Raw genomic sequence first — 25,977 nt, 5'->3', positions numbered from 1 at the left:
TTCCTGCAAGGGTAAGGTCAATACCCATTTGCTACTCACAACAATTTCGTCAAAATCTCTCGAATCCCACAAGTGCACGGTCATTTTACTTGCGAGTGATCTCAAGGTTTTTTCTCTTTGAATATAAAGTTCCGTTAAAACACCTAAAAGATGAATGAAGTTGCTCACGTTTTTTAGATACTCTCAATGTCAGTTCAGTGTCAAAACGTACTTTTAACGTTTTTTATTTTTTATATTTGATGTTAAACAATTGTTTTTTATTGATTTATTTTATTTTTGATCTTCTCATTTTGAAGTCGCTCAGATTGCTGTAGGGAAAGTTTTTTAGTGCGAAAAAAGTTTGTCATATTTGCCCCGTCCAAACACTGTTTCAAGTTCCTGCCATGTCCTAGTTAGTGAATTTGAAAATGGAAAAAACTAAAAATATAGGGGTTTATAATGTCTTACCTAAAGAAAAGCCTACTTGCCACGGCAATTACCGGCATGATGTTCAGTGGTGCTGCATTTGCTGATGGTGCAAACAGTGACGCAGCAAAAGAGTTTCTAACCAAAGATTCATTTTCTTATGAAGTTTACGGGATCATCGCGATGCAGGCCGCGTACCGCGATTACGATTCTGGCAGCAAAGCAACGGACGATGACTTGGGTGGCATGCAGCTAAACAACGAATCTCGTATCGGTTTCCGTGGTAAGAAACAATTTGCTAACTTCGACCCTACTTTTATTTGGCAAATCGAAGGCGGTTATGTAGACCCTAGCTTTGGTGGCGAGGGCGCAGGTCTTGGTGAACGTGACACATTCGTCGGTTTTGAAAGTGCATCTTGGGGGCAAATTCGCCTGGGTCGCGTTTTGACACCTATGTACGAATTGGTTGACTGGCCAGCATCTAACCCTGGCCTGGGCGATGTATACGACTGGGGTGGTGCTATTGGTGGCGCCAAGTACCAAGACCGTCAATCAAACACTATCCGCTGGGACTCTCCAATGTTTGCTGACAAATTCTCCCTAGATATCGCAGCTGGTGCAGGTGATAAAGCAGGTCTAGGTGAAGGGGATGACTACTGGGGTGGTATCGCAGCACACTACAAAATTGGTCCTATCCAGTTAGATGCTGCATATGAAGGTAACCGTAATATCAAGATGGAAAGCCAAACGTGGGAAAACAACACGTACTTGGTAGGGGCACAAGGCTGGTTTGATAACGGAATCTCTTTCTTCGCGCAATACAAATACATGGAGGCGGACGCAAGCAATGGTGTGAGTGAAAAGCAAGATGCAATGTCTGCCGCTATCATGTACACCACGGGTGATTGGCAATACAAACTGGCTTACGCCGCTAACTTTGATCTCGAGCGTGATGGTAAGAAAATTAACGATACAGCGGACGATGTGTTATCAGCACAAGTTATGTATTTCGTAGACCCATCGGCAGTGCTGTACGTACGTGCTCGTACTCTAGACTTTGGCGACGGTGCGTCTCAATTAGATAAACCAACAGAAGCACGTTGGAAGTCTGCTGACTACGACGAGTTCTCTGTAGGTGTTGAATACTACTTCTAACTAAAGAAGCAGCTAAAAGGGCGGAAACGCCCTTTTTATCTTGATACTTATTCAAATAAGCCTTTGAAATGACTGGCCTGTAAGTTTTAGAGGCTTATCTAAATTGGTATAAAGTGAGAAACCATGATGAAAAAAACAACGACACTTCTCGGACTTTGCGCAATGCTTTCGGCGCCAGCTTTTGCTGCTCAACTCACTCTGCAATCTGAATTAGTTCCTCGCGTTCTCAACGGCGAGTTCGTCTACCCTGAGTGGATATCCAAGAACAACAGCATCGAGTTAAAGGATGGGGAAAACCAATTAGCGGTAACGGTTGGACAAATTGTATTTGAAGATGGAAAGCGCCGTAAATTCGATTCGCAGCCGCTGGTATTAGAGTTTGATTCAGAAAAAGACACCGAGCTTTCTCTGACTTATCAAACATTCCGTACTATTGAAGAGGCGAGAGCCTTCGAACTCGATCCTAAAGTGGTATTGAAAGACAAAAACGGAAAAGAAGTGGCATTCTCTATGGTTCAACTTCGTAAAGGTGGTTTGCAAGGTTTTCGTGATTATGAACGAGAAGTTGCCGACTATAATAACGCAATGAATAAAGAATCGACTAAGGCAAGCATTGCGTCTTCTCCAGCGGAAACCAAAACAATCAAAGCATCGTTTAATGAATTGAGCCGTGAAGAGCAGCAAGAATTTATGCAATGGGCAATGCGTAACCTGAAGTAATTTCGTCTCGTGCTTTAACAGTAAATAGCAGGGCTGTGCCTTTTTGGTTCTGCCCCGTTTTTATTTCTGTTGTCAAACCGATTGTAGAATTGACTTACGGTGGTAAAATGTCGCCACTTTTATCCTTGACATTACAACGAGAGATCTCTCGTTGCTCATTACCCCTAAGGAACTCAAATGACGGTTAAAACTCGTTTTGCTCCTAGCCCAACTGGCTATCTACACGTTGGTGGTGCGCGTACTGCACTTTACTCTTGGCTATACGCTAAAAACCAAGGTGGTGAATTCGTTCTACGTATCGAAGATACAGACCTTGAGCGTAACTCTCAGGAAGCGGTTGATGCAATTCTTGAAGGCATGGAATGGCTAGGCTTGGAGTGGGATGAAGGTCCTTACTACCAAACTCAACGTTTTGACCGTTACAACGAAATGGTTGATAAGCTTCTTGCTGAAGACAAAGCTTACAAATGTTACGCGTCCAAAGAGCTGCTAGATGAAATCCGTGCAGAGCAAGAAGCAAATAAAGAAATGCCTCGCTACGATGCTAACCATCCAAAAATCAAAGCAGCAAACGAAGCGGCAAAAGATGGCGATCCATGTGTTATCCGTTTCCGTAACCCGAAAGAAGGTAGCGTAGTATTTGATGATCAAATCCGTGGTCGCATTGAAATCCGCAACGATCAAATGGATGACCTAATCATTCGTCGTACTGACGGTTCACCTACTTACAACTTCTGTGTAGTAGTGGATGACTGGGACATGGGTATCACTCACGTTGTTCGTGGCGAAGACCACATCAACAACACGCCTCGTCAAATCAACATCTACGAAGCACTAGGTGCGCCAGTACCTACATTTGCACACTGTGCAATGATCCTGGGTGATGACGGCGCGAAACTGTCTAAACGTCACGGCGCTGTATCAGTCATGCAATACCGCGATATGGGCTACCTGCCTGCGGCACTAAACAACTACCTAGTGCGCCTTGGTTGGTCTCATGGGGACCAAGAAATCTTCTCTCAAGAAGAGATGATCAATCTATTTAGCCTAAACGCAGTATCTAAGTCAGCGTCTGCTTTTAACACTGACAAACTGCAATGGTTGAACAACCACTACATCAAGAACTCAGATCCTGCGTACGTTGCTGAGCATCTACAATGGCATCTAGATCAACAAAAACTAGACGTAACGAATGGTCCTGCTATTACTGACGTGATCAAGCTAGTGGGTGAGCGTTGCAACACACTAGTTGAGCTAGCTGAGCAAATCCGTTACTTCTATGAAGATTTCTCTGAGTTTGAAGCGGGCGCAGCGAAGAAACACCTACGTGGCGTGGCTAAAGAGCCTCTAGAACTTGCATTAGCGAAAGTGGAAGCACTAACTGAGTGGACGACAGCGAACATCAAAGATGGCGTTATCGCAGCAGTATGTGAAGAGTTGGAAATCGGCATGGGCAAAATCGGTATGCCATTACGTGTTGCTGTAACAGGCGGGGGTCAGTCTCCTTCTGTCGATGCAGTAATGGAGCTGGTTGGAAAAGAGCGTTGTATTGCTCGCATTAAGATGGCGCTTGAGTTCATTGCTGAGCGTGAAGCAAACGCATAATTGTTTTGAACTGAACGTTCTTTTGAATAAATAGTCACAAAGCCGCGGTGAGCAACCGCGGCTTTTTTGTATCTTCAACTTAGATAACGAGAAACTTTCTCTCATATTGGTGAATGAAGAGATGGTTTCACCTGTAATTTACCTCAATATGGATAAGATTTTTTAATCCAAATATCGTTGGCATGAATAAAAAACGAGCGATTATATATCAAATATCTGATTGATTTTTATCCATGTTCCTTAAAGTTCCATTTTGTTTGTCTCATTTTTAAGAAAAAACCTTTGCTTTAGCTATGTTGTTTCAAAAAACAAAGCAAACGTTTGCGTGGTGATTGCGTGGGGATTTTTTTGCTTAAGATCACATGTTGTCGAGATTTTTGATGACAATAAATTGACAGAATTGGGATTTTTCTCGCGATTTCTTAGCGTTATAGTTCATCCCGTCAGCGATACCGAGATGGCGATATGTATCACTGAACAGGAAATATACGTAAGTTGCTTCCATAAAAAAAGTGCATGTGCATAAAAAGAAGCTGACTAAGTATCTCACTCAAGGAATGAATAAAAAGAATTGAAATACAACGTCAGTCAGACGGCGCATTTCGGCATCTAACAAAAGAACTTCTTTAGAGGAATCAATAATGAAAAAATTAGCAGCGGTAATTTCAGCGTCTCTACTTATGGCTTCAGCAGCACAAGCAGAAGTATACGTTGGTGGTAAGATGGGTAAGTCATGGATGGAAGACGCGTGTGTAGCGGGCCAGGCTTGTGACAAAGACGATTCTACTCTTGGCGCTTTTGTTGGTTACGAAATGAATAAATACTTCGCAGTAGAAGCGGGTTTCGACAATATCGGTGATTTTAACCAAACTTCTTTCGGTGGCCACGTAGAAGCGATCACTCTTGCTCCTAAATTTAGCCTACCAATCACTGAAGACATCGCACTTTACGGTAAAGTGGGTGGCGCTTACGTAATGTTTGATGGCAAAGATGATTACTCTTACCTAGGCGCGGCTGGTCTTGAATTCAACCTAAGCCAAAACGTAACAGCTCGTGCGGAATACCAAACACTGACTGACATCAGCAACGATGTAACTCGTGCGACAGGTAACACTGCAACACTAGGTGTTTCTTTCAAATTCGGCGGCAACGATGAGCCAGTAATCGTAGAAGAGCCAGTTGTTGTTGAAGAAGTGGTTGTAGAAGAAGTGGTAGAAGAGCCAGTTGTAGTTACGAAAACATTCGAAACTCAAACAATTGGTACAGGTAGCTTCGATCTAAACAGCACAACTCTAAAACCAGAGAGCGCTGCAAAACTTGATAACTTAGTTGCTTTCCTAAACGAGCACCCACAAGCGAACGTTGAAGTTGTAGGTTACACAGATACGTCTGGTCCAGCAGCTTACAACCTAAAAGTTTCTGAAAAACGTGCTGAGTCTGTTGCTAACGCACTCGTTGAAAAAGGTATTGATTCATCACGTATCCAAGCTCGTGGCGAAGGTGAAAACAACCCAATCGCTTCAAACGACACTCGTGAAGGTCGTCAACAAAACCGTCGCGTAGAAGTCGTTGTTCCAGAATTTGAATACCAAGTTCAGCAATAAGCTCCTATTCGACCGTAGTATAGAAGACTGAAGCTGAAAGCCCCAAAGAGTTCGCTCTTTGGGGCTTTTTATTTCTCTTCAAAAAAACTGACTGAAATGTTCAAAGTGGCCAGGTATTACTTAAGATCAATGCTGTTTAAACGCCCCATAAATGTCAGGATCTCCAAGTTATCTTTATGTGCTTCTAACAACGCTTTTTTGGTTTGCATGTAGGCGGCAAGTTTGCCGTACTTACTAATAGAGCGAACCACCGTTTTATATTTATACTCGCCGTCATCATTGAACTCTCGCCACTTGGCGATGTAACACGTATCTCGGTTGTCAGGGTTTTCAAGAGTAGGGTTAGGCTTGTGAACGATTTTAGGCTCAACGCTATGTGGAAGCCTAGTCATTAGGTAAGGGTCTTTCAAAAGACGTCGCCAGAATTTGCCCCACATTTGCCGGCCTAACTCGTTTCTCAGCTTAATGGCTTTTTGTAAGCCTTTCTTTTCTCCAATACGAACAAATCCTACCGAGCGGTGTAGTACCGTATCCTCGGGGGTATGGATATGTATCTTAAAGGCTGTCTTGCCTTTAGAAATAAAGCGGTGTCCAGTGTTAGTTATTAAATTGCTCTTAGACATAGTGCTAACTAATAATTTTATTAATAGCTAAAAGGGTAAGCAAAACTCATAGATAATTAAAGTAATAAAATACAAAACTGTAAATAGGGCTTGTTGAAATGATTTCAAGGGGAAGAAGTCAGATCAGTAGAAGACTTTATCCCGTAACCGAAACACCCGATCCGATCATATTGATTACTGGGAAGATTACCTAACACGATGTACTAGGGGGAGAAGTGCGAGGCTTGAAATTGAAGATACAAAAAAGCCTTAGCTCAAGTGGGAGCTAAGGCTATGATATGGCGCCCCCAGTAGGATTCGAACCTACGACCTGTCCCTTAGGAGGGGACTGCGCTATCCAGCTGTGCCATGGGGGCGTAATACCAATAGTTGCAGTTCATTGCACTGTTTTACTGAGTTCAAATCTAGCAATCTACCAGATCTGTATCAGCATCACGTTGAACGATTCGCTACGGTCATTGGTATAATCAAATAAGATGCGCTGCCTATGATATTCAAAAGTGAGCATATCTCAAGACTTAATGTTTGCTTTTATAGGATCTTGTTCATTACGTCGCCAATTTGAACGCTAGATGCTAAATTTGGCTGATCAATCGTCAGTTCCGCTTCGTGTTCATATATGCGTGATACCGTTAATGTAATTTCGCTTTGCGAGACTTTGTTTCTTGGCAATCCATTTTGGTCGATAAACGACGCGGTGTGCCAAAGCTGCAATTTGTCTCCCTCTTTTACGCCGTGCATACGGCCGAGATCCATCGTTACGGTATTACCGAAGACTGCCACAACCTCTGGCAATGTAATTTTGCAAGACAGCTCCGACTCCAGATCCAACATAATATTGCGACTAACGCGAAGCATCATCTCGCCATAGGTCGATGCCCAAAAACGTGCACTACGAGTGTCCACTTGACTCGTCTTAGCAAATGGCCAACGCGCGACCTCACGGTAGGCTTTGTTGAAGATTTCATGGCCAGTTTTACCATCAAATACTTTCATTTCTAACGCAAACTGACGATTGATGATGTCATCTTGCAATAGTTGAGATTCGACCGTTGCAGTGAGATCGGTTATGACCCCTCCAATGATGTATTGTGCGCCATTGTCTTGTGCGATCATTTGAGTGCGAGCAGGATAGTTGCTGCTTATTGAGTAGTCCGTTGTACCAACAGACACAAAGCTGCGTGAGGTTTGATCAAGTTGACGGTTCACTACGTGGCTAAAATCGTCACCAACTTGATAAATTTGTCCCATCACTGCTTGTTGTGGTGATGCGACCTCAATATTGCCGACCAGCATTGTCTTTTTGTATTGATCGGTGTGGCAACCCGTTGCCGATGGATAAATATCAACGCGGATTTTTACCTCGACTTTACCGCGACGTTTGCGTTCAGACTCGACCAAAATGTAACGGACTTCATGATTGGTAAACTGGTATTCGTTGCGGCTTTCTTCTAATAGCGGCATCAAGTTGCTAATACTGCCAATATCTGCGCCCGAAAAATCGACGGCTTTGAACAGCGCGTCTTCCAACGCATGGAGCCTTGCCGTCTCTTCTGAAGAAACGATGGTGGCAACGCCTGTGACTTCATACCAAGATGCCATGACCTTAAAAGGCACAAGCATCACTAAAGTGATTGAAAACAGACTGTTTAATATTTTTTTCATTGGTTACAACCGTTCGGGTATAAATATTGCTTTAACAAATTCAGTGAAGTTTGGTGGGTTTTTCTTCGTTAGGCAAACAAAGAAAAGCAAAGACTGTTCCAATATTCACTTTCTTGGAAAGGAATTAATAAAGAACGGTATCACCTAAGATTATCTGGAGAATCAAACCATGAAAAAGTGGCTTGTCGCCGCATCGATGATGACGCTTCTGACATCGTGCGCGTACTCACCGATTTACAATGGTAAAGAACCGTACTCGGGAAGCCAGTTCATGCTGATGGATAGTCCGCGTCATACGATGGACTTTTTCATTGAGAGCATGACAGAAGACCTGATGGTTTCTAATGTGGCAGTATCAGCGCGGACACCGATTGCGATTACCTCGTTTGTTGATCTACAAAATATGGATGCAACAAACTGGTTAGGTAACTCGGTCTCTGAAGGTTTTATCCATCAGTTTCAGCGCCGAGGGTTTAAAGTGGTTGATTTCAAAACTACGGGCTCTATTCAAGTGACGCAGCAGGGCGATTTTGCTTTAAGTCGTGATTGGCAAGATTTAGCTCAAGAGCAGCAAATTCAGTATGTACTGACCGGAACAATGCTGCGCCAAGAGGGCGGAGTGCTTGTCAATGCACGCGTGGTTGGCATGCAAAGCCGTGTAGTTGTAGCGACAGCGCAAGGTTTCCTTCCGGCTGACCGTATTGGGCGTGACTTAGATACGTTAAATAGCATCCGCACACAAGATGGTGTGTTGATTCGCTCAGACCCAACCATTCGTCAGCCGTACACTGTGATTCTCCGTCCATAGGATAGAAGCATGAAGAAGTTATTATTTATTGTTGCCACACTGATATTGGTGGGGTGTCAGCCATTACAACAGATGCGTCAAGATGAAATCTTAGTGGCAGTGGGTTACGCCAGTGTCAGTGAGCAAACAGGCCGCACAGTAGAAGAAAAGCGTGTACGAGCGATGCGTGCATCAAAAATTGATGCTTATCGTGAGCTAGCAGAGCAAGTTTATGGCATGCGTGTTAGTGGACGTGCAGAGCTGCAAGACCAACGTTTGGGTATTGAAAGCACCACTGGTGCCGTCGATGGTGTAATTCGTGGTGCAGAAGTTGTGCGTAGTTATCTTGTTGAAGACAGTTATGTGACTGAGCTGCGTCTGGATATCCGTAAAATGGATAAGCTACGTGATTACGGAGAAGTTCAACAGGTGCCTGAGAAGCGTCAACAAACCTTGTTCTAATGCCCTAAGCGCATTACTTCAGAAGACCAGATAATCTTTCCCGCGGCTGATTGGCAACAATGAGTCGCTTTTTTATATCTACATTCTAGAGATGGTGGGGCAGGAGTGACGTTTAGGCTTTTATATTGGTGCCAAGTGTCGAAATAGTATGGGTTTTGCCACCGGCATTGTAGGTCATGCCCACTTTGCCATGAGTTCGCTGAAGCATGTTATTGAGTTTATTGAAACTCAGCTGTGCGCGACTAAGCGATTCACCATTTACTTTGTTGACTTGTTGACAGTCGAGGACGATCGATTGGATTTGAGCAACAACCTGACTTAGGTGCTCATCTTCAGTAAGTTGATTGACGTGCGGGTGAGAGGCGATTCGCTGATCAGTCGTTCTAAGCTGATCAATGAGTGTCATCTTCTGTTTGGCAATATTCTCAATCTCGGTAGAGACACGCGCCGTGATTGCTTGTGTTTCTTGGCGTAAAACAGCGGAAAGTGCTTTAGCATTTTCTAGCTGGAAATTAACGAGATCGACTAATGCTGCCATAAAATACTTACCTTCGGCCTAAGTCAGTTAGCTTTTGCCTTGCAATTCGTTTTCAAACTTAATCATGTTGTCAGCCAATTTTTCAGGATCGACTGTGTATGAACCGTTTGTGATAGCTTCTTTGATTGCTGCAACTTTGGCGCTGTCATATGCCGGAGAAGCTGCCATATCCTTCTGGAGTTTACTGACGGCTTTACTTTGCTGGCTGAGTGATACTGCGTCTTGTTGCGCTGGCGCCTTTTTTGATTCTGTCGTGCTGGTAGCATTGGAATCGTTACGTGCAGGTGCGCGACTTGTTGTCGTCATCATTTGCCCTGAACGTATATTATCTATACCTGCCATGTTTAACCTTTGCCTTGTATCGTAATACTGGTATCCAGACTATCGACCAGCGCAAAAATAACTTTAGTCATTTTTTGCATTTTTATTGATCAGTTTAAACACGCTACCAGTGGGTATTAAAAATTAACAGTGATTTCCGCAATGTCAGTCACTATGCCTTCTATTATACGTTGTGACTTATCATTTTTCACTCTTACTTGATCGCCAGCTGAACCATCCTGCAATGCTGTGCCTTGCGTGGTGATCGTCATGCCAGAATTCACCGCTTTGATAATGACCTTTTCATTTCGGCATACCACACAAACATCATTTCTCTCTACGACATCGCCTAAACGAACATTACGCTTTAGCTTTGCCCCAACCACTTGATCGTAGCTAGAAAATCCATCTTTACGAAAGCGCTGTAGCTCGATCATGGAAGTGGTAACATCCGATGCGCTGACGATTTCTCCTCTCCCTAATGTTCGTGTCGCGACGATCATTGGTACTGATACCGAGATCCTCACAGGGACATAGACTTTCCAGTCATCCGGTTGGCATTCCACTAACACATTGATGTTACTTCTCGTGCTGCTGGTGGAAGAGGCAGATGTATCTAACGGAACAGGGCAATCCGTTGCTTTTATTCTCGAGTCGATCTCTGCCGCATTAACAGATAGCTCGCCACCATCAGGCTGATCAACCGTAGCAAGAATATGTTGTTCTGCTGCTGTTTTTATTTGCTCGATCTGATTATCTGAAGCTGAATGAACAAAAAAGCTAAACATACTGAGCAAAATGCCGATAGACTTAGCGTACTTTGTAATTAGCGCTCTACATATTGTCATAGTCAATGGTGTCGAAGTGAAAGTGAAATACGCCATACTGTCTCCCTGGTATCGTGCTTGCCAGTGGTAGAGTATCATTTAAAAACAAAAAGTTTGAGATGGAGATGAGCATATGACGGGGATTCTTGACTCGGTGAATCAGCGTACGCAACTCGTCGGTCAGAACCGATTGGAATTATTGACCTTTCGACTGATGGGCCGACAGCGCTACGGCATTAACGTATTCAAAGTGAAAGAAGTACTACAGTGCCCTAAGCTGACTTCAATGCCAAATCTACACCCTCTGGTTAAAGGTATCGCTCATATCCGCGGCCATACCGTGTCCGTTATTGATTTGAGCCTGGCAATTGGTGGCCGCCCAACCACTGATTTAGATAAATGTTTTGTTGTTATTGCAGAATTTAACCGTACGATCCAAGCATTTTTGGTATCATCGGTTGAGCGTATTATCAATATGCATTGGGAAGCGATTTTGCCACCGCCAGACGGCGCAGGTAAAGCGCACTACTTGACTGCCGTGACAAACATTGACAATGAGCTGGTTGAAATCCTTGACGTTGAAAAAATCCTGGCAGAAATTGCGCCAGTTGATGAAACGATGGATTCCGCTATTGGCGAAGAAATCGCACAAGCAGAACAAGAAAAGCCTATTGTACGCCGCATACTGATTGCTGATGACTCGACGGTCGCGCGTAAACAGGTAGAGCGTGCGATTACATCCATCGGTTTTGAGGTCGTATCTGTCAAAGACGGCAAAGAAGCGTACAATAAGTTGATTGAAATGGCTCAAGAAGGCAATATCTACGATCAAATTTCGTTGGTTATTTCCGATATTGAAATGCCAGAAATGGACGGCTATACCTTAACGGCTGAAATTCGCAGACATGCCGATTTGAAAGACCTTTATGTTATCCTCCATTCTTCATTAAGTGGTGTATTCAACCAAGCTATGGTTGAGCGTGTAGGTGCCAATACCTTCATTGCGAAATTTAACCCAGATGAATTGGGTAACGCGGTTAAATCTGCATTAACACAATAAAAGAGACATTAATGACTGCTATTACAATCAGTGATCAAGAGTATCGTGACTTTAGCCGTTTTCTAGAATCGCAATGTGGCATCGTGTTAGGTGATAGCAAGCAATACCTCGTGCGTAGCCGACTGAGTCCTTTAGTGACGAAGTTTAAGCTCGCATCGTTATCAGATTTGCTACGTGATGTTGTTACAGGGCGTAATCGAGAATTACGAGTCGCCGCTGTGGATGCGATGACGACTAACGAAACTTTGTGGTTTCGAGATACTTATCCGTTCACGGTTTTAGCTGACAAATTATTGCCAGAAGTAGCGGCAAGCAAGCGCCCAATTAAGATCTGGTCTGCTGCCAGTTCATCGGGCCAAGAACCGTATTCTATTGCAATGACGATCCTGGAAACGCAACAGCGCAAGCCGGGCTTGTTACCAAACGTGTCCATTACAGCCACAGACATTTCGGCAAGTATGCTCGAGATGTGTCGTGCAGGGGTGTACGACAACTTGGCTTTGGGTCGCGGGCTTTCACCAGAACGTCGTCGCACCTTCTTTGAAAATGCGGACGGTGGTCGCATGAAAGTCAAAGATAACGTCAAGCGTTTGGTGAACTTTCGTCCACAAAACTTGATGGACAGTTACGCACTGATGGGTAAGTTCGACATCATTTTCTGTCGTAACGTATTGATTTACTTTTCTCCAGAAATGAAATCTAAAGTGCTTAACCAAATGGCGAGCAGTTTAAACCCTGGTGGTTACTTGCTGTTAGGGGCATCAGAGTCGCTAACTGGTCTGACTGATAAATTTGAAATGGTGCGCTGTAATCCGGGCATCATTTACAAGCTTAAATAGCGGTATCTCTTCATTGATAAAAAGCCTGACCTAGTGTCAGGCTTTTTTTGTTTGCTGGTTTCCTGCCTTCGAGTGTTTCCACGTTTTCACTTGCTAAATTGAAGCGCGATTTTGCTTTGTTCCCTCATCACGGTGTATCTTTATTAAGTGAACAAAGTGAAACGACATGACATTCCAGTCACTTTGGCTCACTTATTGCTATTCCAATGGGTGATAGCTATTAAGTAGATAGAGCGCTTTATGTTTTTGGCATGCTAATTGCTTTTTGGTTATCAATCACGGTCAGTTCTTAATTGTAGAGGCAAACATGGCTATATCTTTTGACAATGCACTAGGCATCCACCAGCACACGGTGGGCGTACGTGAGCGCAATGCTGAGGTGATTTCCACCAACATTGCACAAGCCAACACGCCTGGTTACAAAGCAAGAGGTTTAGACTTTGCGAAGGAATTGCAAGCGGCAACATCTGAGGCAAGCATTGGTCTTAGTCGTACGGATGGTCGGCATATTCCTGCCACTACAACGTTGGTCGGGGACAAGCTATATCGTCTTCCTACGCAACCTGATACGGGTGATGGCAACACGGTAGACTTGGATTTAGAGCGTAACTTGTTTATGCAAAACCAAATCAGACACCAAGCATCACTCGACTTTCTAGGCAGCAAATTCAAGAACTTAACCAAAGCAATCAAAGGGGAATAATTTAGATGAGCTTATTTAACGTTTTCAATGTGACAGGTTCCGCAATGAGCGCTGAATCCGTTCGTCTGAATACTACCTCAAGCAACTTGGCGAATGCCGACAGTGTCAGCAGCTCTGCGAAAGACACTTACAAAGCGCGTCATGCAGTGTTTGGTGCAGAGTTAAGTAACGCCATGCGTGGCGGTGATACGGTGCCAGTGAAAGTGATGGGTATTGTAGAAAGTGATAAACCGCTGAGTGCGGAGTACAACCCAGACCATCCCCTTGCAAACGAAGAAGGCTACATCTACAAGCCTAACGTCAATGTAATGGAAGAAATGGCAAACATGATTTCAGCTTCTCGTGCATACCAAACTAATGTACAAGTCGCTGATTCTAGTAAACAAATGCTGCTGCGTACGCTGCAGATGGGTCAATAAGGATAAGGGGGTAGCGTATGGCCGGAATTAACAACGTTGGTCAAAGCGGCTTGTCCTATATCGACCAGCTTAAAAGTCTACAAGAGAGTAACAAGAAAGCGGAAGAGAGCACGGGTAAGCAGGACCTAAAACAGGAAGACTTCTTATCATTGCTCACGAAGCAACTGTCTCAGCAAGACCCTTTTAAGCCGGTAAGTAATGACCAGATGATTGCGCAAATGGCTTCATTTGCGACCGTTGATGGCATTGGCAAGATGAACACTCAGTTTGAGAGTTTGAATTCGTCAATGACATCAAATCAAGCGTTACAAGCTTCCTCTTTGGTAGGGCGTGACGTATTGGTCCCAGGAGCAGCAGGTGTGAAGCAGGACGACGCACCAATGGCGGCAATGGTTAAGCTTTCACAATCTATCGATAATCTGTTTGTTCGTGTAGAGGATGAAGCTGGCCAACTGGTTCGTACCTTTGAGGTAGGGGCGAAACCAGCCGGCGACACGCGTGTGCTTTGGGACGGTAAAGATGAAAGCGGAAATCCACTGCCAGCTGGCAAATACAAAGTGAAAGCGTCTGGCTTAGTTGAAGGGGAGTCGCAAGAGTTCCCAGTATCGACGTATGCCAACGTAAACAGCGTATTGCTTGGCAAAGGTGACGGAAACGTATTACTCAATCTGGCTGGTTTTGAATCGCCAGTTCGACTTGCAGAAGTATTGGAAGTCGGCAAAGCGTAGTCATAGCTCGCTAGATTAGGAGATTTTGGAATGTCATATGTATCTTTAAGCGGTTTGTCCGCCGCCCAACTGGATTTGAACACCACCAGTAACAACATTGCTAACGCCAACACGTACGGCTTTAAAGAATCCCGTGCTGAGTTTGCTGATGTTTACTCTAACTCTTTATTTACTAACGCAAAAACCACGCCGGGTGGTGGTGCGCAAGCAAGCCAAGTGGCGCAGCAGTTCCATGAAGGCTCAAGCATTTACACCAACAACCCAATGGATCTGCGTGTTTCGGGGACAGGTTTCTTCGCCGTGGCGAAGGAGCGTCTGACTCCACAACAGAATGAACTGACACGTAATGGTGCATTCCATTTAAATAAAGAAAACTACATGGTGACCGCGAACGATGAGTTCTTATTAGGTTACCAAGTGGATCCAAGCTCTGGTGAGGTTTCTTCATACGAGCCACAACCCATCAATATTCCTGCTGAATTTGGTAAGCCAAAACAAACAGCAAACATTGAAGTGGGTGTGAACTTGCCAGCGAACGGCGATTTGAAAGATCCAACGCAGTTTGATTTTTCAGACCCAGATACATACAACCGTTCAACCTCTTCGACAATTTATGACTCGATGGGTCAGTCTTACAAGCTAACGACGTATTACTTGAAAGATCAGACTCAGCCAAATACATGGAACACTTACTACACCGTGACAGATAAAGAAGGTGAAAAGCCTTTAAATGTTGCGGCTGGTGATGCGCAAACGCCAACAGGTCATGTGGGGCATACCATGAAGTTCAACAACGATGGGACGTTGGCGAGCTTGAACAATGGTCAGCCAATCACTTCTGTGGCTCTGGGCGATCCGGCGACGAACACGACACCAGTCGATATGAATGGTGCCGATCCTGCGCAGACGCTTAACTTTGGCTTAGGCTCAGCAACACAGTTTGCGGCTCCGTTCGAACTGACTAAGTTTGACGAAGACGGTGCAACGACGGGCTTCCTAACCAAAGTTGACTTCGATGAAAACGGCAGCGTATTGGGAACTTACTCAAACGGTGAAAACGTTACATTAGGTCGTGTTGCTCTCGTACGTGTTCCAAACGAGCAAGGTCTGGATAAGAAAGGCGGCACTCAATGGGATTCAACGCAGTTCTCGGGTGACAAGATCTGGGGTGAATCAAATAAAGGCTCTTTCGGCACCATCAATAACGGTATGCTGGAACAGTCAAACATTGATATGACGCAGGAGTTGGTGGACCTGATCTCTGCTCAGCGTAACTTCCAAGCAAACTCACGTTCGCTAGAAGTACACAACCAACTACAACAGAATATCTTACAGATCCGCTAGAGCACTAGCTGGGTCATTCGATACTCTGCTTGAGTAAGCAATGGCGTGTGATTGCTTCTTAGTAATTACCGCTTTGTTCATTTTCATCATGACATTCATCTGATGCTTAGCCTGAATACACCTCACTCAGGCTAAGCATGCTTTGATCTACGATTTGCCGCTGTTGCCGCCGTATGGATCAAAACCTTGCCTCTCGTTACAGTTTTCTGCCTCTATTGACCTCTTTTAATAGTTTGTTATTAATTCAAGATATTGATTAGTAAGTCTATTTTTATTTTGGCATAACTATTGCTTTTACTCCGTGTACAGAGAGATTTTTTGGAGTAATTTATGGATCGCGCACTGTTTCTCGCAATGAGTGGCGCCAAGCAAAATATGCAGGCACTACAATTGCGCGCTAATAACTTGGCTAACGTAAGCACGACCGGATTTCGGGCTGATTTAGCACAGGCTCGCTCAATGCAGGCTTATGGTGAAGGCCATCCTTCACGTGTATTCAGCATGACAGAGCGTCCAGGGCATAACTTTGCTCAAGGTAGCGTGATTACAACAGGGCGTGATCTGGATGTGACGATTGAAGGCAGCGGTTGGATATCGGTACTCGATCATACAGGGAAAGAAGGGTTGACCCGTAACGGCAACCTAAAAGTCGATCAAAATGGCATGCTTACCAACGCAAGTGGTCATTTGGTGCTGGGTGAAAACGACGCGCCGATTACTTTGCCTATCCCTCTCTCCAAAATTGAAATCGGTCGGGATGGCACCATCTCTGTACTTCCTCAAGGTGCCCCGGCAGAAGAATTCCAAGCGGTTGATCGCATTAAGCTCGTTAAGCCTAATGATCAAAGCTTGTTTAAAGACACCAATGGCTTATTTCGCCATAAAACTCCAAACCAACCTTACGAAGCAGACGCGACTGTTAGTCTCCAGACGGGAGCGATAGAAGGCAGTAACGTGAATGCCGTAGGTGAAATGACCGCATTGATTGACTTACAACGTCAGTTTGAAATGCAAGTCAAGATGATGAGCACAGCTGAAGAAATGGATAAATCTTCAGATTCACTGCTTCGTATGAGTTAACAGAGTTAGAGGTTCACTATGCATCCAGCACTATGGGTAAGTAAAACAGGTCTAGACGCCCAACAAACCAACATTGCCACGATTTCGAACAACTTGGCGAACGCCTCTACTGTCGGCTACAAAAAGAGCCGTGCAGTATTCGAAGATCTGTTCTATCAGAACATCAACCAGCCTGGCGGCCAGTCATCTCAGAACACGGAACTGCCAAGTGGCTTGATGCTAGGTGCGGGTTCTAAAGTGGTTGCGACGCAAAAAGTGCACACGCACGGCAATGCACAGACAACGACCAACGCACTGGACATGATGGTGGAAGGCGACGGTTTTTTCCAAGTGACATTGCCGGACGGCAACATCGGTTATACCCGTAACGGTCAGTTCACGCTAAATGGTGAAGGCACGTTAGTCACGTCGGGTTCTGGCTACCCTGTAGAGCCTGAAATTGTGATTCCAGAAGATGCGATTTCTATTACTGTTGGTACGGATGGTGAAGTGTCGGTTCGCGTCCGAGGTCAGCAAGACAACCAAGTCGTTGGTCAGCTAACCATTACAGATTTTGTTAACCCGGGTGGCCTAGAGCCAATTGGTCAGAACCTTTACTTACCAACGGGTGCCAGTGGCGATCCACAAGAGGGTGTTCCTGGTTTGGACGGTTTGGGTGAAATTCGTCAATCCATGCTGGAAGCGTCCAACGTGAATGTAACGGAAGAGTTGGTCAACATGATCGAAGCCCAGCGCGTTTACGAAATGAACTCAAAAGTGATCTCGTCAGTCGATAAAATGATGAGCTTCGTTAACCAGCAATTGTAACGATTAAGAGCAAGATTTGAGGAGCTCACGATGAAACGTATTTGCCTACTCGCTTTGATTGCTACGATGTCGGGCTGTGCCATGTTGGAACCGATTGAAACGGATGAAGTGACACAAGCAACCACTGTGGTCGACGCAGTAGAAGGCGATAAATCGAAAGAAGAGAGCAGCGGTATTGTAGATACTTTACGTGGTAGAAGTGATCCGGTTGCTGGCGACCCTGCTTGGGCTCCAATTCATCCGAAAAACAAACCTGAGCATTACGCTGCTGCAACAGGTTCGTTGTTTAGCGCCGAGCACATTACCGATCTCTACGACGATTCTAAACCACGTGGTATTGGCGACATTATTACCGTAACACTGGATGAGACAACCAGTGCGACGAAAAGCGCAAATGCCGATTTATCGAAAACCAATGAAGCGCAAATGGACCCGCTTCAAGTGGGCGGAGAAGAGCTGCAAATTGGCGGAAAATATAATTTCTCTTATGACTTAAACAACTCCAACTCATTTGCAGGTGACTCTTCTGCAAAGCAGAGCAACAGCATCAGTGGTTACATCACTGTTGAGGTGATCGAAGTATTGGCAAACGGCAACCTCGTGATCCGCGGTGAGAAGTGGATGACGCTAAATACGGGTGATGAGTACATACGTTTAAGTGGCACTATTCGTCCGGATGATATTAATTTCGACAACACCATTGCATCAAATCGCGTTTCTAACGCAAGAATTCAGTACTCTGGCACTGGTTTGCAACAAGATATGCAAGAGCCAGGCTTCTTGGCACGATTCTTTAATGTAGCGCTATAACACGCCGTGCTGACGGCAATTTGACTGCAAGAGATAAGTAAGCATGAAAAAACTCCTTTTAGTACTGATGAGCGTTGCTCTGTTTTCTACCGTAGCCCAAGCCGCACGTATCAAAGACGTCGCGCAAGTGGCAGGTGTACGAAGCAACCAACTCGTGGGTTATGGTTTGGTTTCAGGCTTACCTGGTACGGGTGAAGCGAACCCGTTTACAGAGCAAAGTTTCGCCGCCATGCTGCAAAACTTCGGCATTCAGATGCCGCCGGGCACAAAGCCAAAAATTAAAAACGTTGCCGCAGTCATGGTTACGGCAGAATTGCCGCCTTTCTCTAAACCGGGTCAGCAAGTGGACGTGACTGTCTCTTCCATCGGAAGTGCTAAAAGTTTGCGTGGTGGTACGCTACTACAAACGTTCCTCAAAGGTCTCGACGGTCAAGTTTACGCGGTTGCTCAAGGTAACTTAGTAGTGAGCGGCTTCAGTGCTGAAGGCGCTGACGGTTCTAAAATCGTAGGTAACAATCCAACCGTTGGTCTTATCTCTAGTGGTGCGACAGTAGAGCGAGAAATTCCAAACCCATTTGGTCGTGGTGATTACATCACGTTCAACTTGCTTGAGTCAGACTTCACAACGGCTCAACGTATGGCGGATGCTGTAAACAACTTCCTTGGCCCACAAATGGCGAGCGCTGTTGACGCGACATCAGTGCGCGTGCGTGCTCCTCGTGACGTCAGCCAGCGTGTTGCGTTCTTATCGGCAATCGAAAACCTAGAATTCGACCCGGCAGATGGTGCAGCCAAAATCATCGTTAACTCACGAACGGGCACTATTGTAGTTGGTAAGCATGTACGTCTTAAACCAGCAGCAGTAACGCATGGCGGCATGACGGTTGCGATCAAAGAAAACCTGAATGTTAGCCAACCTAACGGCTTTTCTGGTGGGCAAACCGTAGTCGTACCAGACTCGGATATCGAAGTCAGCGAAGAGCAAGGAAAAATGTTTAAGTTCGAACCAGGCTTAACGTTGGATGATTTGGTCCGTGCCGTGAACCAAGTCGGGGCTGCGCCTTCGGACTTGATGGCAATTTTACAAGCATTGAAGCAAGCTGGTGCCATTGAAGGCCAGTTGATCATCATTTAATGGTTAGGAGGTAGGTATAATGAACAATCCTAACGACATTGGTTTTATCCATGACATCAGTTCTCTGGATACTCTGCGTCAAAAAGCAGTGAAAGAGGGAAAAGATGGCGAGCAAGAAGCATTGCATGCGGCTGCTCGTCAGTTCGAATCGATCTTCACCTCCATGATGTTGAAATCCATGCGTGAAGCCAATGAGGGCTTTGAGTCCAACATGATGAACAGCCAAAACGAGAAGTTCTACCGACAAATGTTGGATGAACAGATGGCGAGTGAATTGAGTTCGTCTGGTTCAATGGGACTGGCCGATATGATTGTTAAGCAATTAACGGCTGGGCAAGAGAACGACAAAAAAGAAACGGCTATGCGTGATGCGGCAAACAATGCTGCGGAATATCGTCGTGTTGACCCGAAAAAAGCGCGCGAGATTGAACAGCGCTTGATTGAATCTGGTCAATTATCTCGACCAAGTAATGAACCCACTCGATTCGATTCACCAGAATCCTTTGTTAACTCGATGAAGCCATACGCGGAGAAAGCTGCGAAAGCCTTAGGTGTCGAGCCATCTTTGCTACTTGCGCAAGCCGCTTTGGAAACGGGGTGGGGACAAAAGGTCGTGAAGAACGCTCGTGGCAGCAGCAACAACTTATTTAATATCAAAGCAGATCGAAGCTGGCAGGGTGACAAAGTGACGACTCAAACTTTAGAGTTCCACGATAACACGCCAGTGAAAGAGACGGCAGCGTTTCGCTCATACTCAAGTTACGAAGACAGCTTTAATGACTTTGTACGATTTTTGAATGACAACCCACGTTACGAGACAGCATTGCAGCAACGCGGGAATTCAGAGTCGTTTATTCGCGGTATCCACAGTGCGGGTTACGCGACCGATCCGAACTACGCAGATAAAGTCCTGCAGGTGAAGGATAAAATCGAAAGTATGTAATGTCTCTGCGCCAATTTATGACGTTCTCGAAGGCTTGCCATAGTGCAAGCCTTCACTTTATCTGAATATCTACGCCTTTCTATCACTTGGCACATCTTTTGCTTTTAACGTGTCTAGGTGATCGGTTTTGCCGATTTATATTTCGTTTTTGGGGGCATGTATGGCGTCAGATCTTCTGAATGTAGGTACTCAAAGTGTGCTTACTGCTCAGAGACAATTAAACACCACTGGTCATAACATTTCTAATGTTAATACAGAGGGTTATAGCCGTCAGTCTGTTATCCAAGGCACGAATGATCCGCGCATGTTTGGTGGTTCTACCTACGGCATGGGTGTGCATGTGGAAAATGTTCGCCGCTCGTGGGATCAGTTTGCCGTGAATGAACTGAACCTGTCGTCGACCAACAATGCCAACAAAACGGATACCCAAGACAATCTTGATATGCTCTCTAGCATGTTGAGCTCCGTGGCATCGAAGAAAATTCCTGAGAACCTGAATGAGTGGTTCGATGCGGTAAAAACCATGGCAGATACCCCGAATGATTTAGGGGCACGAAAAGTGGTATTGGAAAAGGCGAAAATCTTCTCTGATACATTAAATGATTTCCACGAAACCGTGCGACTGCAATCTGATGTCACCAATAAAAAATTGGATATGGGCATTGAGCGCGTTAACCAACTTGCGTTGGAAATTCGCGATATTCATCGACTGATGATGCGTACTCCCGGTCCACATAATGACCTGATGGATCAGCATGAAAAGCTGGTTACTGAGCTGTCAGAGTACACCAAAGTTACCGTAACCCCACGCAAAAATGCGGAAGGGTTTAATGTTCATATCGGCAATGGACACACACTTGTTTCTGGCACGGAAGCAAGCCAGCTCAAAATGATCGATGGCTATCCGGATGTTCATCAAAGACGATTAGCAATGGTGGAAGGGAATGGCATTAAAGCGATCAAGTCTGATGATATGGATGGCAAAATCGGCGCTTTACTTGAAATGCGCGACAAACACATCCCACAACTGCAAGATGAAATGGGCCGTTTAGCGACGGGCTTTTCCTACAAAATTAATCAGCTGCAATCTCAAGGTCTGGATCTCAACGGTAAGATAGGTAAAGACGTATTTACCGACGTGAACTCTGAGCTGGTGGCAAAATCTCGAGTTTTTGCTGCGCCTGACTCCCAAGCTGATGTTGCGGTTTACATCGAGGACATTTCCGCGATCAAAGGTGGTGAATATTCGCTGCGTTATGATGGCGATCAATACAGCGTGACAACACCGAAAGGTGAGCAAATGTCGTTGAACATCGACCGTTCGGATTCGTCATTTGTTCTGGATGGTATGAAAGTGCAAATTGGTGAAGGCCTTGCCGCCGGTGAGCGCGTATTGCTACGCCCAACGAGAAGTGGTGCAGCCATCATAAAGATGGAAACCAATGACGCAAAAGCTATTGCCGCACAAAGTTATGAAGCCTCAACCACTTTTGCCCAAGGTAACGCCAAGTTTAAAATTCGTGAGGCGGGGGATGTTAAAGAGTTTGAGGTTACCGTACAACCAGCCGACGAGAAGCATGATAAGCCGTGGTTAAAGATCACGGATAACAAGGGTAATTTACTATCGGACAAATACTCATACCCGTTAGATAAAGATAACCCGATGATTGAAATATCAGTGCCGAAAAGCCATCCGCTGTATAAAAACGGCGATGCAACCGTGTTTGAGTTGAGCGAAGGCGCACTGATGAATGATAAATTCACCGCAAACTTGGTGCCTTCTGAAGGTGGTAACGGCAACTTGAGAAAAATGCAGAAGATCCAAACAGACAAGATGATGGATGGAAAATCCAGTACCTTGATCGATGTTTATCATAACCTCAATACTGAAGTTGGACTGAAGTCTTCTACAGCAAACCGTTTAGCCTCCGTCGCTCGTTTAGAGCATGAAGCGGCGCAAGAGCGCGTTGCTTCTATTTCTGGTGTTAACCTCGATGAAGAAGCGGCCAACATGATGAAGTTTCAACAAGCGTACATGGCTTCATCACGTGTGATGCAAGCGGCGAACGATACCTTCAATACCATTTTACAACTGAGGTAAGGAGAAGAGATAAGTGCTAACCCGAATTTCTAGTTTCCATAACTATCAGTCCGTACAAAATGATCTGCGTCGTCAAGAGAATAAGGTTCACCACAACCAAGAGCAGCTTGCTTCAGGGAAAAAGTTACTGAAACCTAGTGACGACCCCCTCGCTGCGCATTACATCCAAAACATTAGTCAGCAACAAGAACAGCTACAACAATATCTTAGCTCGATAGTGTTGGTGCGTAATCGTCTAGAAAACCACGAAGTTAATATCGCCAATGCGGAGAATTTTGCCGACGAGTCGAAGCGCTTAACGATGGAGATGATTAACGGTGCGTTTTCTGCGGAAGACCGACAAGCAAAGAAGCGTGAGCTAGAAGAGATTGCGAACAACTTCCTTAACTTGGTGAACTCGCAAGATGAATCTGGTAACTACGTGTTTGCTGGCACTAAGCCAAAAAGCCAACCATTTTATCGCGATAAAGATGGTAGCGTGCAATACGCTGGGGACGATTATCAGCGCAAAATGAAAGTTTCTAGCATGCTTGAGATGCCAATGAACGATCCTGGCAGCAAGCTGTTTATGGAGATACCAAACCCATTTGGCGATTATCAGCCGAATTACGATCTACAAAACGGTTCTGAGTTGCTATTAAACAGAGCCACTAACGTTGATACGAAGGATGATGCGGCGTATCGCGTGACATTTGTCGATATGAATAACGGCAAATTTGGTTACCAATTAGAGCGTAACGGCAAAGTAGTGGATGCCGATGAGTTTTCACCAGAGAAAGGGATTGAATACAAAGGCCTGAAAGTGCACGTAAAAGGCCAAATTACGCCTGGTGACAGCATTGAGATCGAAAAGCGGGCAGAGTTCAGCATTTTCGATACCTTCAAGGATGCAATGGCATGGTCAGACAAATCGGTTTCGGATACGTCGGCGACTGCTAAATTGCACCAAATGACAGAAGAATTCCACGCTGCTTTTATCCATTTGAATAAAGCGCGTACAGATGCCGGGGCTCGATTGAGTACGCTGGATATCCAAGAGCAAAATCATGAAGACTTTAATTTGTCTCTGGCAAAAGCGAAGAGCAACTTTGAGGACTTGGATTACTCTAAAGCCGTGATCGAGTTCAGTGAAAACTCGCGAGCATTACAGGCATCGCAACAAGCATTCGGTAAGACCAAAGATCTAACGTTGTTTAACTACATCTAGTATGACACTCATACACATTGTCTGATTTTGATGCCTTATGTGCAAAGCCTTAAGCGCGATAAGTCGACGTAACCTGAGAGTCTGAGATGTCATGCGGCACGATTTTACCCAAAGCGGCAATGATGCGGGAGGCAAGTCGGGCGGCAACAGGGCAGCGTTCAATACCCTTGGGCTAAGATGAGGCTGACAAACCGGAAATAGCTTAATGATAAAGCTAACTTATTGTTTATTTGATTCTTTTAAAAGTAGTTAAATAATTTACGCAAGTTGGCACACAAATTGTATTGAAAATATCAGAACAGATTTAGAGATTCTAAACCCTGCGTTTAAGGCAGATTTAGCAAGTAACTTTTACGGTCAGTGCTTATCCAAATGAGAGTAAAGCTGGCCGCTTCGCAAAAGCTTGCGAACTCAACAGGAGAGCAAAATGGCTGTAACAGTTAGTACTAACGTCTCCGCGATGACCGCGCAGCGTTACCTAAACAAAGCGACTGATGAATTAAACACGTCGATGGAGCGCTTATCTTCAGGACATAAGATTAACAGTGCAAAAGATGATGCGGCAGGTCTACAGATCTCTAACCGCTTAACTGCACAGTCTCGTGGCCTAGATGTCGCAATGCGTAACGCGAACGATGGTATCTCGATTGCACAAACCGCTGAAGGTGCGATGAATGAGGCAACCTCTGTCATGCAACGAATGCGTGACCTTGCGATTCAATCATCGAATGGTACTAACTCTCCAGCTGAGCGTCAGGCGATCAACGAAGAGTCAATGGCATTGATTGACGAGCTAAACCGTATTGCAGAAACCACTTCATTTGGTGGTCGTCGTCTATTGAACGGCTCATTCGGTGAAGCAGCATTCCAGATTGGTGCGAGCTCAGGTGAAGCCATGATCATGGGACTCACCAGCATTCGTGCGGACGATACTCGCATGGGCGGTGTGACCTTCTTATCTGAGAACGGTAAAGATAAAAACTGGAGCGTTGACCCAGCTAAATCTGACTTGAAGATCACGCTACCAGGTATGGGTGAAGACGAAGACGGCAATGTTGATGATCTAGAAATCAACATTAATGCCAAAGCGGGCGACGACATCGAAGAGCTTGCCACTTACATTAATGGTCAGTCTGATATGATTAATGCGTCTGTAAGTGAAGATGGCAAGTTGCAAGTTTTTGTCGCGCATCCAAACGTTCAGGGTGAGATTTCTATTTCTGGTGGATTAGCATCTGAGCTTGGCCTGAGTGATGAACCTATCAGAACGTCAGTACAAGATATTGATATGACCACGGTACAAGGTTCTCAAAACGCGATTTCTGTGCTGGATTCGGCACTGAAATACGTAGACTCGCAACGTGCAGACTTAGGTGCGAAGCAAAACCGTTTGAGTCACAGCATCAACAACTTGGCGAATATCCAAGAAAACGTTGACGCATCGAACAGCCGAATTAAAGATACAGATTTTGCGAAAGAAACCACGCAAATGACCAAAGCACAAATTTTGCAACAAGCAGGTACATCGATTCTTGCTCAAGCGAAACAGTTGCCAAACTCTGCAATGTCACTATTGCAGTAGTTTACTTAGCCTGTACTCAATACATTCAGACGTGGATGGGAATGCAGGCTTTTGGCAAGCAACTTTACAATAGAATGAGCGGCTCTCTCATCTCTCACCTGCCAATCATTTTCAATGTAAAGTTGCACTCGGTATGCCGGAAATGTGTTCATTTCTCTTGATCTCCACATAGGCTCTGGCGACCAACCTAGCCCCAGTTCTCTCAAAGGAAAAGGGGCTTTTTCTTTTCTAATTCTTACGTCTATCGTCTGCGAACTTATCTTCAATTGTTTCCTTTTGCTGGTTTTCTATACAATCTGGCCCTCTCGGCTCGATTTGTGGAAACTTGAGCACTTTTTCTTACTTTTCTTCAATTTTATTAGCTAAATCTCGCAATGTTATTTTTTTAAACTTTTTTCTAAAGCTTCTGAATTTGGTGTCGTTAATAGAGGTAACTTTGAGAGAACTACTTGGTTTTCCGAGACGTCGGAAACCGCTACACCGGAAAATCAATTGGAGAAATCACCA

Annotated in this window: 25 protein-coding genes and 1 tRNA gene; 20 read left to right on the top strand and 6 right to left on the bottom strand. The window is 44.9% G+C overall.

Translation table 11 applies throughout. The features are described 5' to 3' along the window. Positions 1-438: 438 nt before the first annotated feature. The 4 genes from chiP to R7Q46_RS22735 all read left to right on the top strand — a co-directional run bounded on the left by chiP (position 439) and on the right by R7Q46_RS22735 (position 5,489). The gene (gene chiP, locus R7Q46_RS22750) at positions 439-1,560 is read left to right on the top strand and encodes a chitoporin (RefSeq protein ID WP_005382007.1); all 1,122 of its coding nucleotides are present in this window, start codon (positions 439-441) and stop codon (positions 1,558-1,560) included. 123 nt (positions 1,561-1,683) lie between these two features. Next, on the top strand, positions 1,684-2,280 hold the full coding sequence (locus tag R7Q46_RS22745; RefSeq protein ID WP_054729756.1) for a DUF2057 domain-containing protein: 597 nt from the start codon (positions 1,684-1,686) through the stop codon (positions 2,278-2,280). Between the two features lie 177 nt (positions 2,281-2,457). Then, positions 2,458-3,885: a glutamate--tRNA ligase gene (gltX, locus tag R7Q46_RS22740; protein ID WP_005384075.1), complete on the top strand. Its 1,428-nt coding sequence runs from the start codon at positions 2,458-2,460 to the stop codon at positions 3,883-3,885. Between the two features lie 641 nt (positions 3,886-4,526). Then, positions 4,527-5,489, top strand: a complete 963-nt coding sequence (locus R7Q46_RS22735; RefSeq protein WP_005382010.1) for an OmpA family protein — start codon at positions 4,527-4,529, stop codon at positions 5,487-5,489. Positions 5,490-5,605: 116 nt separating this feature from the next. Here R7Q46_RS22735 and R7Q46_RS22730 read toward each other — a convergent pair whose 3' ends face one another. The 3 genes from R7Q46_RS22730 to R7Q46_RS22720 all read right to left on the bottom strand — a co-directional run bounded on the left by R7Q46_RS22730 (position 5,606) and on the right by R7Q46_RS22720 (position 7,777). Continuing rightward, positions 5,606-6,112 (bottom strand): hypothetical protein, encoded by a 507-nt coding sequence (locus R7Q46_RS22730; RefSeq protein ID WP_005382011.1) that lies wholly within the window; start codon positions 6,110-6,112, stop codon positions 5,606-5,608. Between the two features lie 279 nt (positions 6,113-6,391). Then, positions 6,392-6,468, bottom strand: a tRNA-Arg gene (locus tag R7Q46_RS22725). A 175-nt stretch (positions 6,469-6,643) separates the two neighbouring features. Beyond that, entirely contained in the window at positions 6,644-7,777 is a 1,134-nt protein-coding gene (locus R7Q46_RS22720; protein ID WP_213872110.1) for a flagellar assembly protein FlgT, read from the bottom strand. A gap of 169 nt (positions 7,778-7,946) precedes the next feature. Here R7Q46_RS22720 and R7Q46_RS22715 point away from each other — a divergent pair, with 169 nt between their 5' ends. After that, positions 7,947-8,585, top strand: a complete 639-nt coding sequence (locus tag R7Q46_RS22715) for a FlgO family outer membrane protein (RefSeq protein WP_005382013.1) — start codon at positions 7,947-7,949, stop codon at positions 8,583-8,585. 9 nt (positions 8,586-8,594) lie between these two features. Continuing rightward, positions 8,595-9,026 (top strand): flagellar assembly lipoprotein FlgP, encoded by a 432-nt coding sequence (gene flgP / locus R7Q46_RS22710; RefSeq protein WP_005382014.1) that lies wholly within the window; start codon positions 8,595-8,597, stop codon positions 9,024-9,026. Between the two features lie 112 nt (positions 9,027-9,138). Here the strand turns inward: flgP and R7Q46_RS22705 are convergent, their stop codons facing one another. The 3 genes from R7Q46_RS22705 to flgA all read right to left on the bottom strand — a co-directional run bounded on the left by R7Q46_RS22705 (position 9,139) and on the right by flgA (position 10,769). After that, a complete protein-coding gene (locus R7Q46_RS22705) occupies positions 9,139-9,564 on the bottom strand; it encodes a flagella synthesis protein FlgN (protein WP_012842057.1) in 426 nt (141 codons plus the stop codon). A gap of 27 nt (positions 9,565-9,591) precedes the next feature. Further along, the gene (gene flgM, locus R7Q46_RS22700) at positions 9,592-9,906 is read right to left on the bottom strand and encodes a flagellar biosynthesis anti-sigma factor FlgM (RefSeq protein ID WP_213872109.1); all 315 of its coding nucleotides are present in this window, start codon (positions 9,904-9,906) and stop codon (positions 9,592-9,594) included. A 116-nt stretch (positions 9,907-10,022) separates the two neighbouring features. After that, on the bottom strand, positions 10,023-10,769 hold the full coding sequence (gene flgA, locus R7Q46_RS22695; RefSeq protein WP_005382020.1) for a flagellar basal body P-ring formation chaperone FlgA: 747 nt from the start codon (positions 10,767-10,769) through the stop codon (positions 10,023-10,025). A 76-nt stretch (positions 10,770-10,845) separates the two neighbouring features. On the opposite strand from flgA, the gene R7Q46_RS22690 reads away from it, so the two are divergent. The 14 genes from R7Q46_RS22690 (at position 10,846) to R7Q46_RS22625 (ending at position 25,470) form a co-directional block, all read left to right on the top strand. Beyond that, positions 10,846-11,772: a chemotaxis protein CheV gene (locus R7Q46_RS22690; protein WP_005382022.1), complete on the top strand. Its 927-nt coding sequence runs from the start codon at positions 10,846-10,848 to the stop codon at positions 11,770-11,772. 11 nt (positions 11,773-11,783) lie between these two features. Next, on the top strand, positions 11,784-12,611 hold the full coding sequence (locus tag R7Q46_RS22685) for a CheR family methyltransferase (RefSeq protein WP_005382024.1): 828 nt from the start codon (positions 11,784-11,786) through the stop codon (positions 12,609-12,611). 307 nt (positions 12,612-12,918) lie between these two features. Beyond that, positions 12,919-13,314 (top strand): flagellar basal body rod protein FlgB, encoded by a 396-nt coding sequence (flgB, locus tag R7Q46_RS22680; RefSeq protein ID WP_213872108.1) that lies wholly within the window; start codon positions 12,919-12,921, stop codon positions 13,312-13,314. Positions 13,315-13,319: 5 nt separating this feature from the next. Further along, positions 13,320-13,733, top strand: a complete 414-nt coding sequence (flgC, locus tag R7Q46_RS22675; protein WP_005393132.1) for a flagellar basal body rod protein FlgC — start codon at positions 13,320-13,322, stop codon at positions 13,731-13,733. 17 nt (positions 13,734-13,750) lie between these two features. After that, complete coding sequence (flgD, locus tag R7Q46_RS22670; RefSeq protein WP_005382029.1) at positions 13,751-14,461, top strand: flagellar hook assembly protein FlgD; 711 nt, start codon at positions 13,751-13,753, stop codon at positions 14,459-14,461. A 30-nt stretch (positions 14,462-14,491) separates the two neighbouring features. Next, on the top strand, positions 14,492-15,805 hold the full coding sequence (gene flgE, locus R7Q46_RS22665) for a flagellar hook protein FlgE (RefSeq protein WP_005382030.1): 1,314 nt from the start codon (positions 14,492-14,494) through the stop codon (positions 15,803-15,805). Positions 15,806-16,135: 330 nt separating this feature from the next. Further along, entirely contained in the window at positions 16,136-16,885 is a 750-nt protein-coding gene (flgF, locus tag R7Q46_RS22660; RefSeq protein ID WP_005382031.1) for a flagellar basal-body rod protein FlgF, read from the top strand. Between the two features lie 18 nt (positions 16,886-16,903). Further along, a complete protein-coding gene (flgG, locus tag R7Q46_RS22655; RefSeq protein ID WP_005382032.1) occupies positions 16,904-17,692 on the top strand; it encodes a flagellar basal-body rod protein FlgG in 789 nt (262 codons plus the stop codon). Positions 17,693-17,722: 30 nt separating this feature from the next. Next, positions 17,723-18,502, top strand: a complete 780-nt coding sequence (flgH, locus tag R7Q46_RS22650) for a flagellar basal body L-ring protein FlgH (protein ID WP_005382033.1) — start codon at positions 17,723-17,725, stop codon at positions 18,500-18,502. Positions 18,503-18,545: 43 nt separating this feature from the next. Further along, positions 18,546-19,637, top strand: a complete 1,092-nt coding sequence (locus R7Q46_RS22645) for a flagellar basal body P-ring protein FlgI (RefSeq protein ID WP_005393118.1) — start codon at positions 18,546-18,548, stop codon at positions 19,635-19,637. Positions 19,638-19,653: 16 nt separating this feature from the next. Continuing rightward, positions 19,654-20,580: a flagellar assembly peptidoglycan hydrolase FlgJ gene (flgJ, locus tag R7Q46_RS22640; protein WP_318077803.1), complete on the top strand. Its 927-nt coding sequence runs from the start codon at positions 19,654-19,656 to the stop codon at positions 20,578-20,580. Between the two features lie 160 nt (positions 20,581-20,740). Next, complete coding sequence (gene flgK, locus R7Q46_RS22635) at positions 20,741-22,681, top strand: flagellar hook-associated protein FlgK (RefSeq protein WP_065274248.1); 1,941 nt, start codon at positions 20,741-20,743, stop codon at positions 22,679-22,681. Between the two features lie 13 nt (positions 22,682-22,694). Beyond that, positions 22,695-23,888, top strand: a complete 1,194-nt coding sequence (gene flgL, locus R7Q46_RS22630; RefSeq protein ID WP_047102907.1) for a flagellar hook-associated protein FlgL — start codon at positions 22,695-22,697, stop codon at positions 23,886-23,888. Positions 23,889-24,315: 427 nt separating this feature from the next. Next, positions 24,316-25,470, top strand: a complete 1,155-nt coding sequence (locus R7Q46_RS22625; protein WP_005382038.1) for a flagellin — start codon at positions 24,316-24,318, stop codon at positions 25,468-25,470. Positions 25,471-25,977: the final 507 nt, after the last annotated feature.

The organism is Vibrio sp. 811, assembly GCF_033339195.1.
The sequence above is the reverse complement of the archived record's forward strand: the minus strand, read 5'-3'. Positions and strand labels throughout refer to the sequence as shown.

Bases quoted from the DNA above. Each gene is read 5' to 3' on its own strand.
- flgB (WP_213872108.1), top strand. From the start codon at position 12,919: ATGGCTATATCTTTTGACAATGCACTAGGCATCCACCAGCACACGGTG.
- R7Q46_RS22745 (WP_054729756.1), top strand. From the start codon at position 1,684: ATGATGAAAAAAACAACGACACTTCTCGGACTTTGCGCAATGCTTTCG.
- chiP (WP_005382007.1), top strand. From the start codon at position 439: ATGTCTTACCTAAAGAAAAGCCTACTTGCCACGGCAATTACCGGCATG.
- R7Q46_RS22715 (WP_005382013.1), top strand. From the start codon at position 7,947: ATGAAAAAGTGGCTTGTCGCCGCATCGATGATGACGCTTCTGACATCG.
- R7Q46_RS22685 (WP_005382024.1), top strand. From the start codon at position 11,784: ATGACTGCTATTACAATCAGTGATCAAGAGTATCGTGACTTTAGCCGT.
- flgE (WP_005382030.1), top strand. From the start codon at position 14,492: ATGTCATATGTATCTTTAAGCGGTTTGTCCGCCGCCCAACTGGATTTG.
- flgP (WP_005382014.1), top strand. From the start codon at position 8,595: ATGAAGAAGTTATTATTTATTGTTGCCACACTGATATTGGTGGGGTGT.
- flgF (WP_005382031.1), top strand. From the start codon at position 16,136: ATGGATCGCGCACTGTTTCTCGCAATGAGTGGCGCCAAGCAAAATATG.
- R7Q46_RS22705 (WP_012842057.1), bottom strand. From the start codon at position 9,564: ATGGCAGCATTAGTCGATCTCGTTAATTTCCAGCTAGAAAATGCTAAA.
- R7Q46_RS22645 (WP_005393118.1), top strand. From the start codon at position 18,546: ATGAAAAAACTCCTTTTAGTACTGATGAGCGTTGCTCTGTTTTCTACC.
- flgK (WP_065274248.1), top strand. From the start codon at position 20,741: ATGGCGTCAGATCTTCTGAATGTAGGTACTCAAAGTGTGCTTACTGCT.
- flgH (WP_005382033.1), top strand. From the start codon at position 17,723: ATGAAACGTATTTGCCTACTCGCTTTGATTGCTACGATGTCGGGCTGT.
- R7Q46_RS22720 (WP_213872110.1), bottom strand. From the start codon at position 7,777: ATGAAAAAAATATTAAACAGTCTGTTTTCAATCACTTTAGTGATGCTT.
- flgD (WP_005382029.1), top strand. From the start codon at position 13,751: ATGGCCGGAATTAACAACGTTGGTCAAAGCGGCTTGTCCTATATCGAC.
- flgG (WP_005382032.1), top strand. From the start codon at position 16,904: ATGCATCCAGCACTATGGGTAAGTAAAACAGGTCTAGACGCCCAACAA.
- R7Q46_RS22735 (WP_005382010.1), top strand. From the start codon at position 4,527: ATGAAAAAATTAGCAGCGGTAATTTCAGCGTCTCTACTTATGGCTTCA.
- flgM (WP_213872109.1), bottom strand. From the start codon at position 9,906: ATGGCAGGTATAGATAATATACGTTCAGGGCAAATGATGACGACAACA.
- flgC (WP_005393132.1), top strand. From the start codon at position 13,320: ATGAGCTTATTTAACGTTTTCAATGTGACAGGTTCCGCAATGAGCGCT.
- flgA (WP_005382020.1), bottom strand. From the start codon at position 10,769: ATGGCGTATTTCACTTTCACTTCGACACCATTGACTATGACAATATGT.
- R7Q46_RS22690 (WP_005382022.1), top strand. From the start codon at position 10,846: ATGACGGGGATTCTTGACTCGGTGAATCAGCGTACGCAACTCGTCGGT.
- R7Q46_RS22625 (WP_005382038.1), top strand. From the start codon at position 24,316: ATGGCTGTAACAGTTAGTACTAACGTCTCCGCGATGACCGCGCAGCGT.
- R7Q46_RS22730 (WP_005382011.1), bottom strand. From the start codon at position 6,112: ATGTCTAAGAGCAATTTAATAACTAACACTGGACACCGCTTTATTTCT.
- gltX (WP_005384075.1), top strand. From the start codon at position 2,458: ATGACGGTTAAAACTCGTTTTGCTCCTAGCCCAACTGGCTATCTACAC.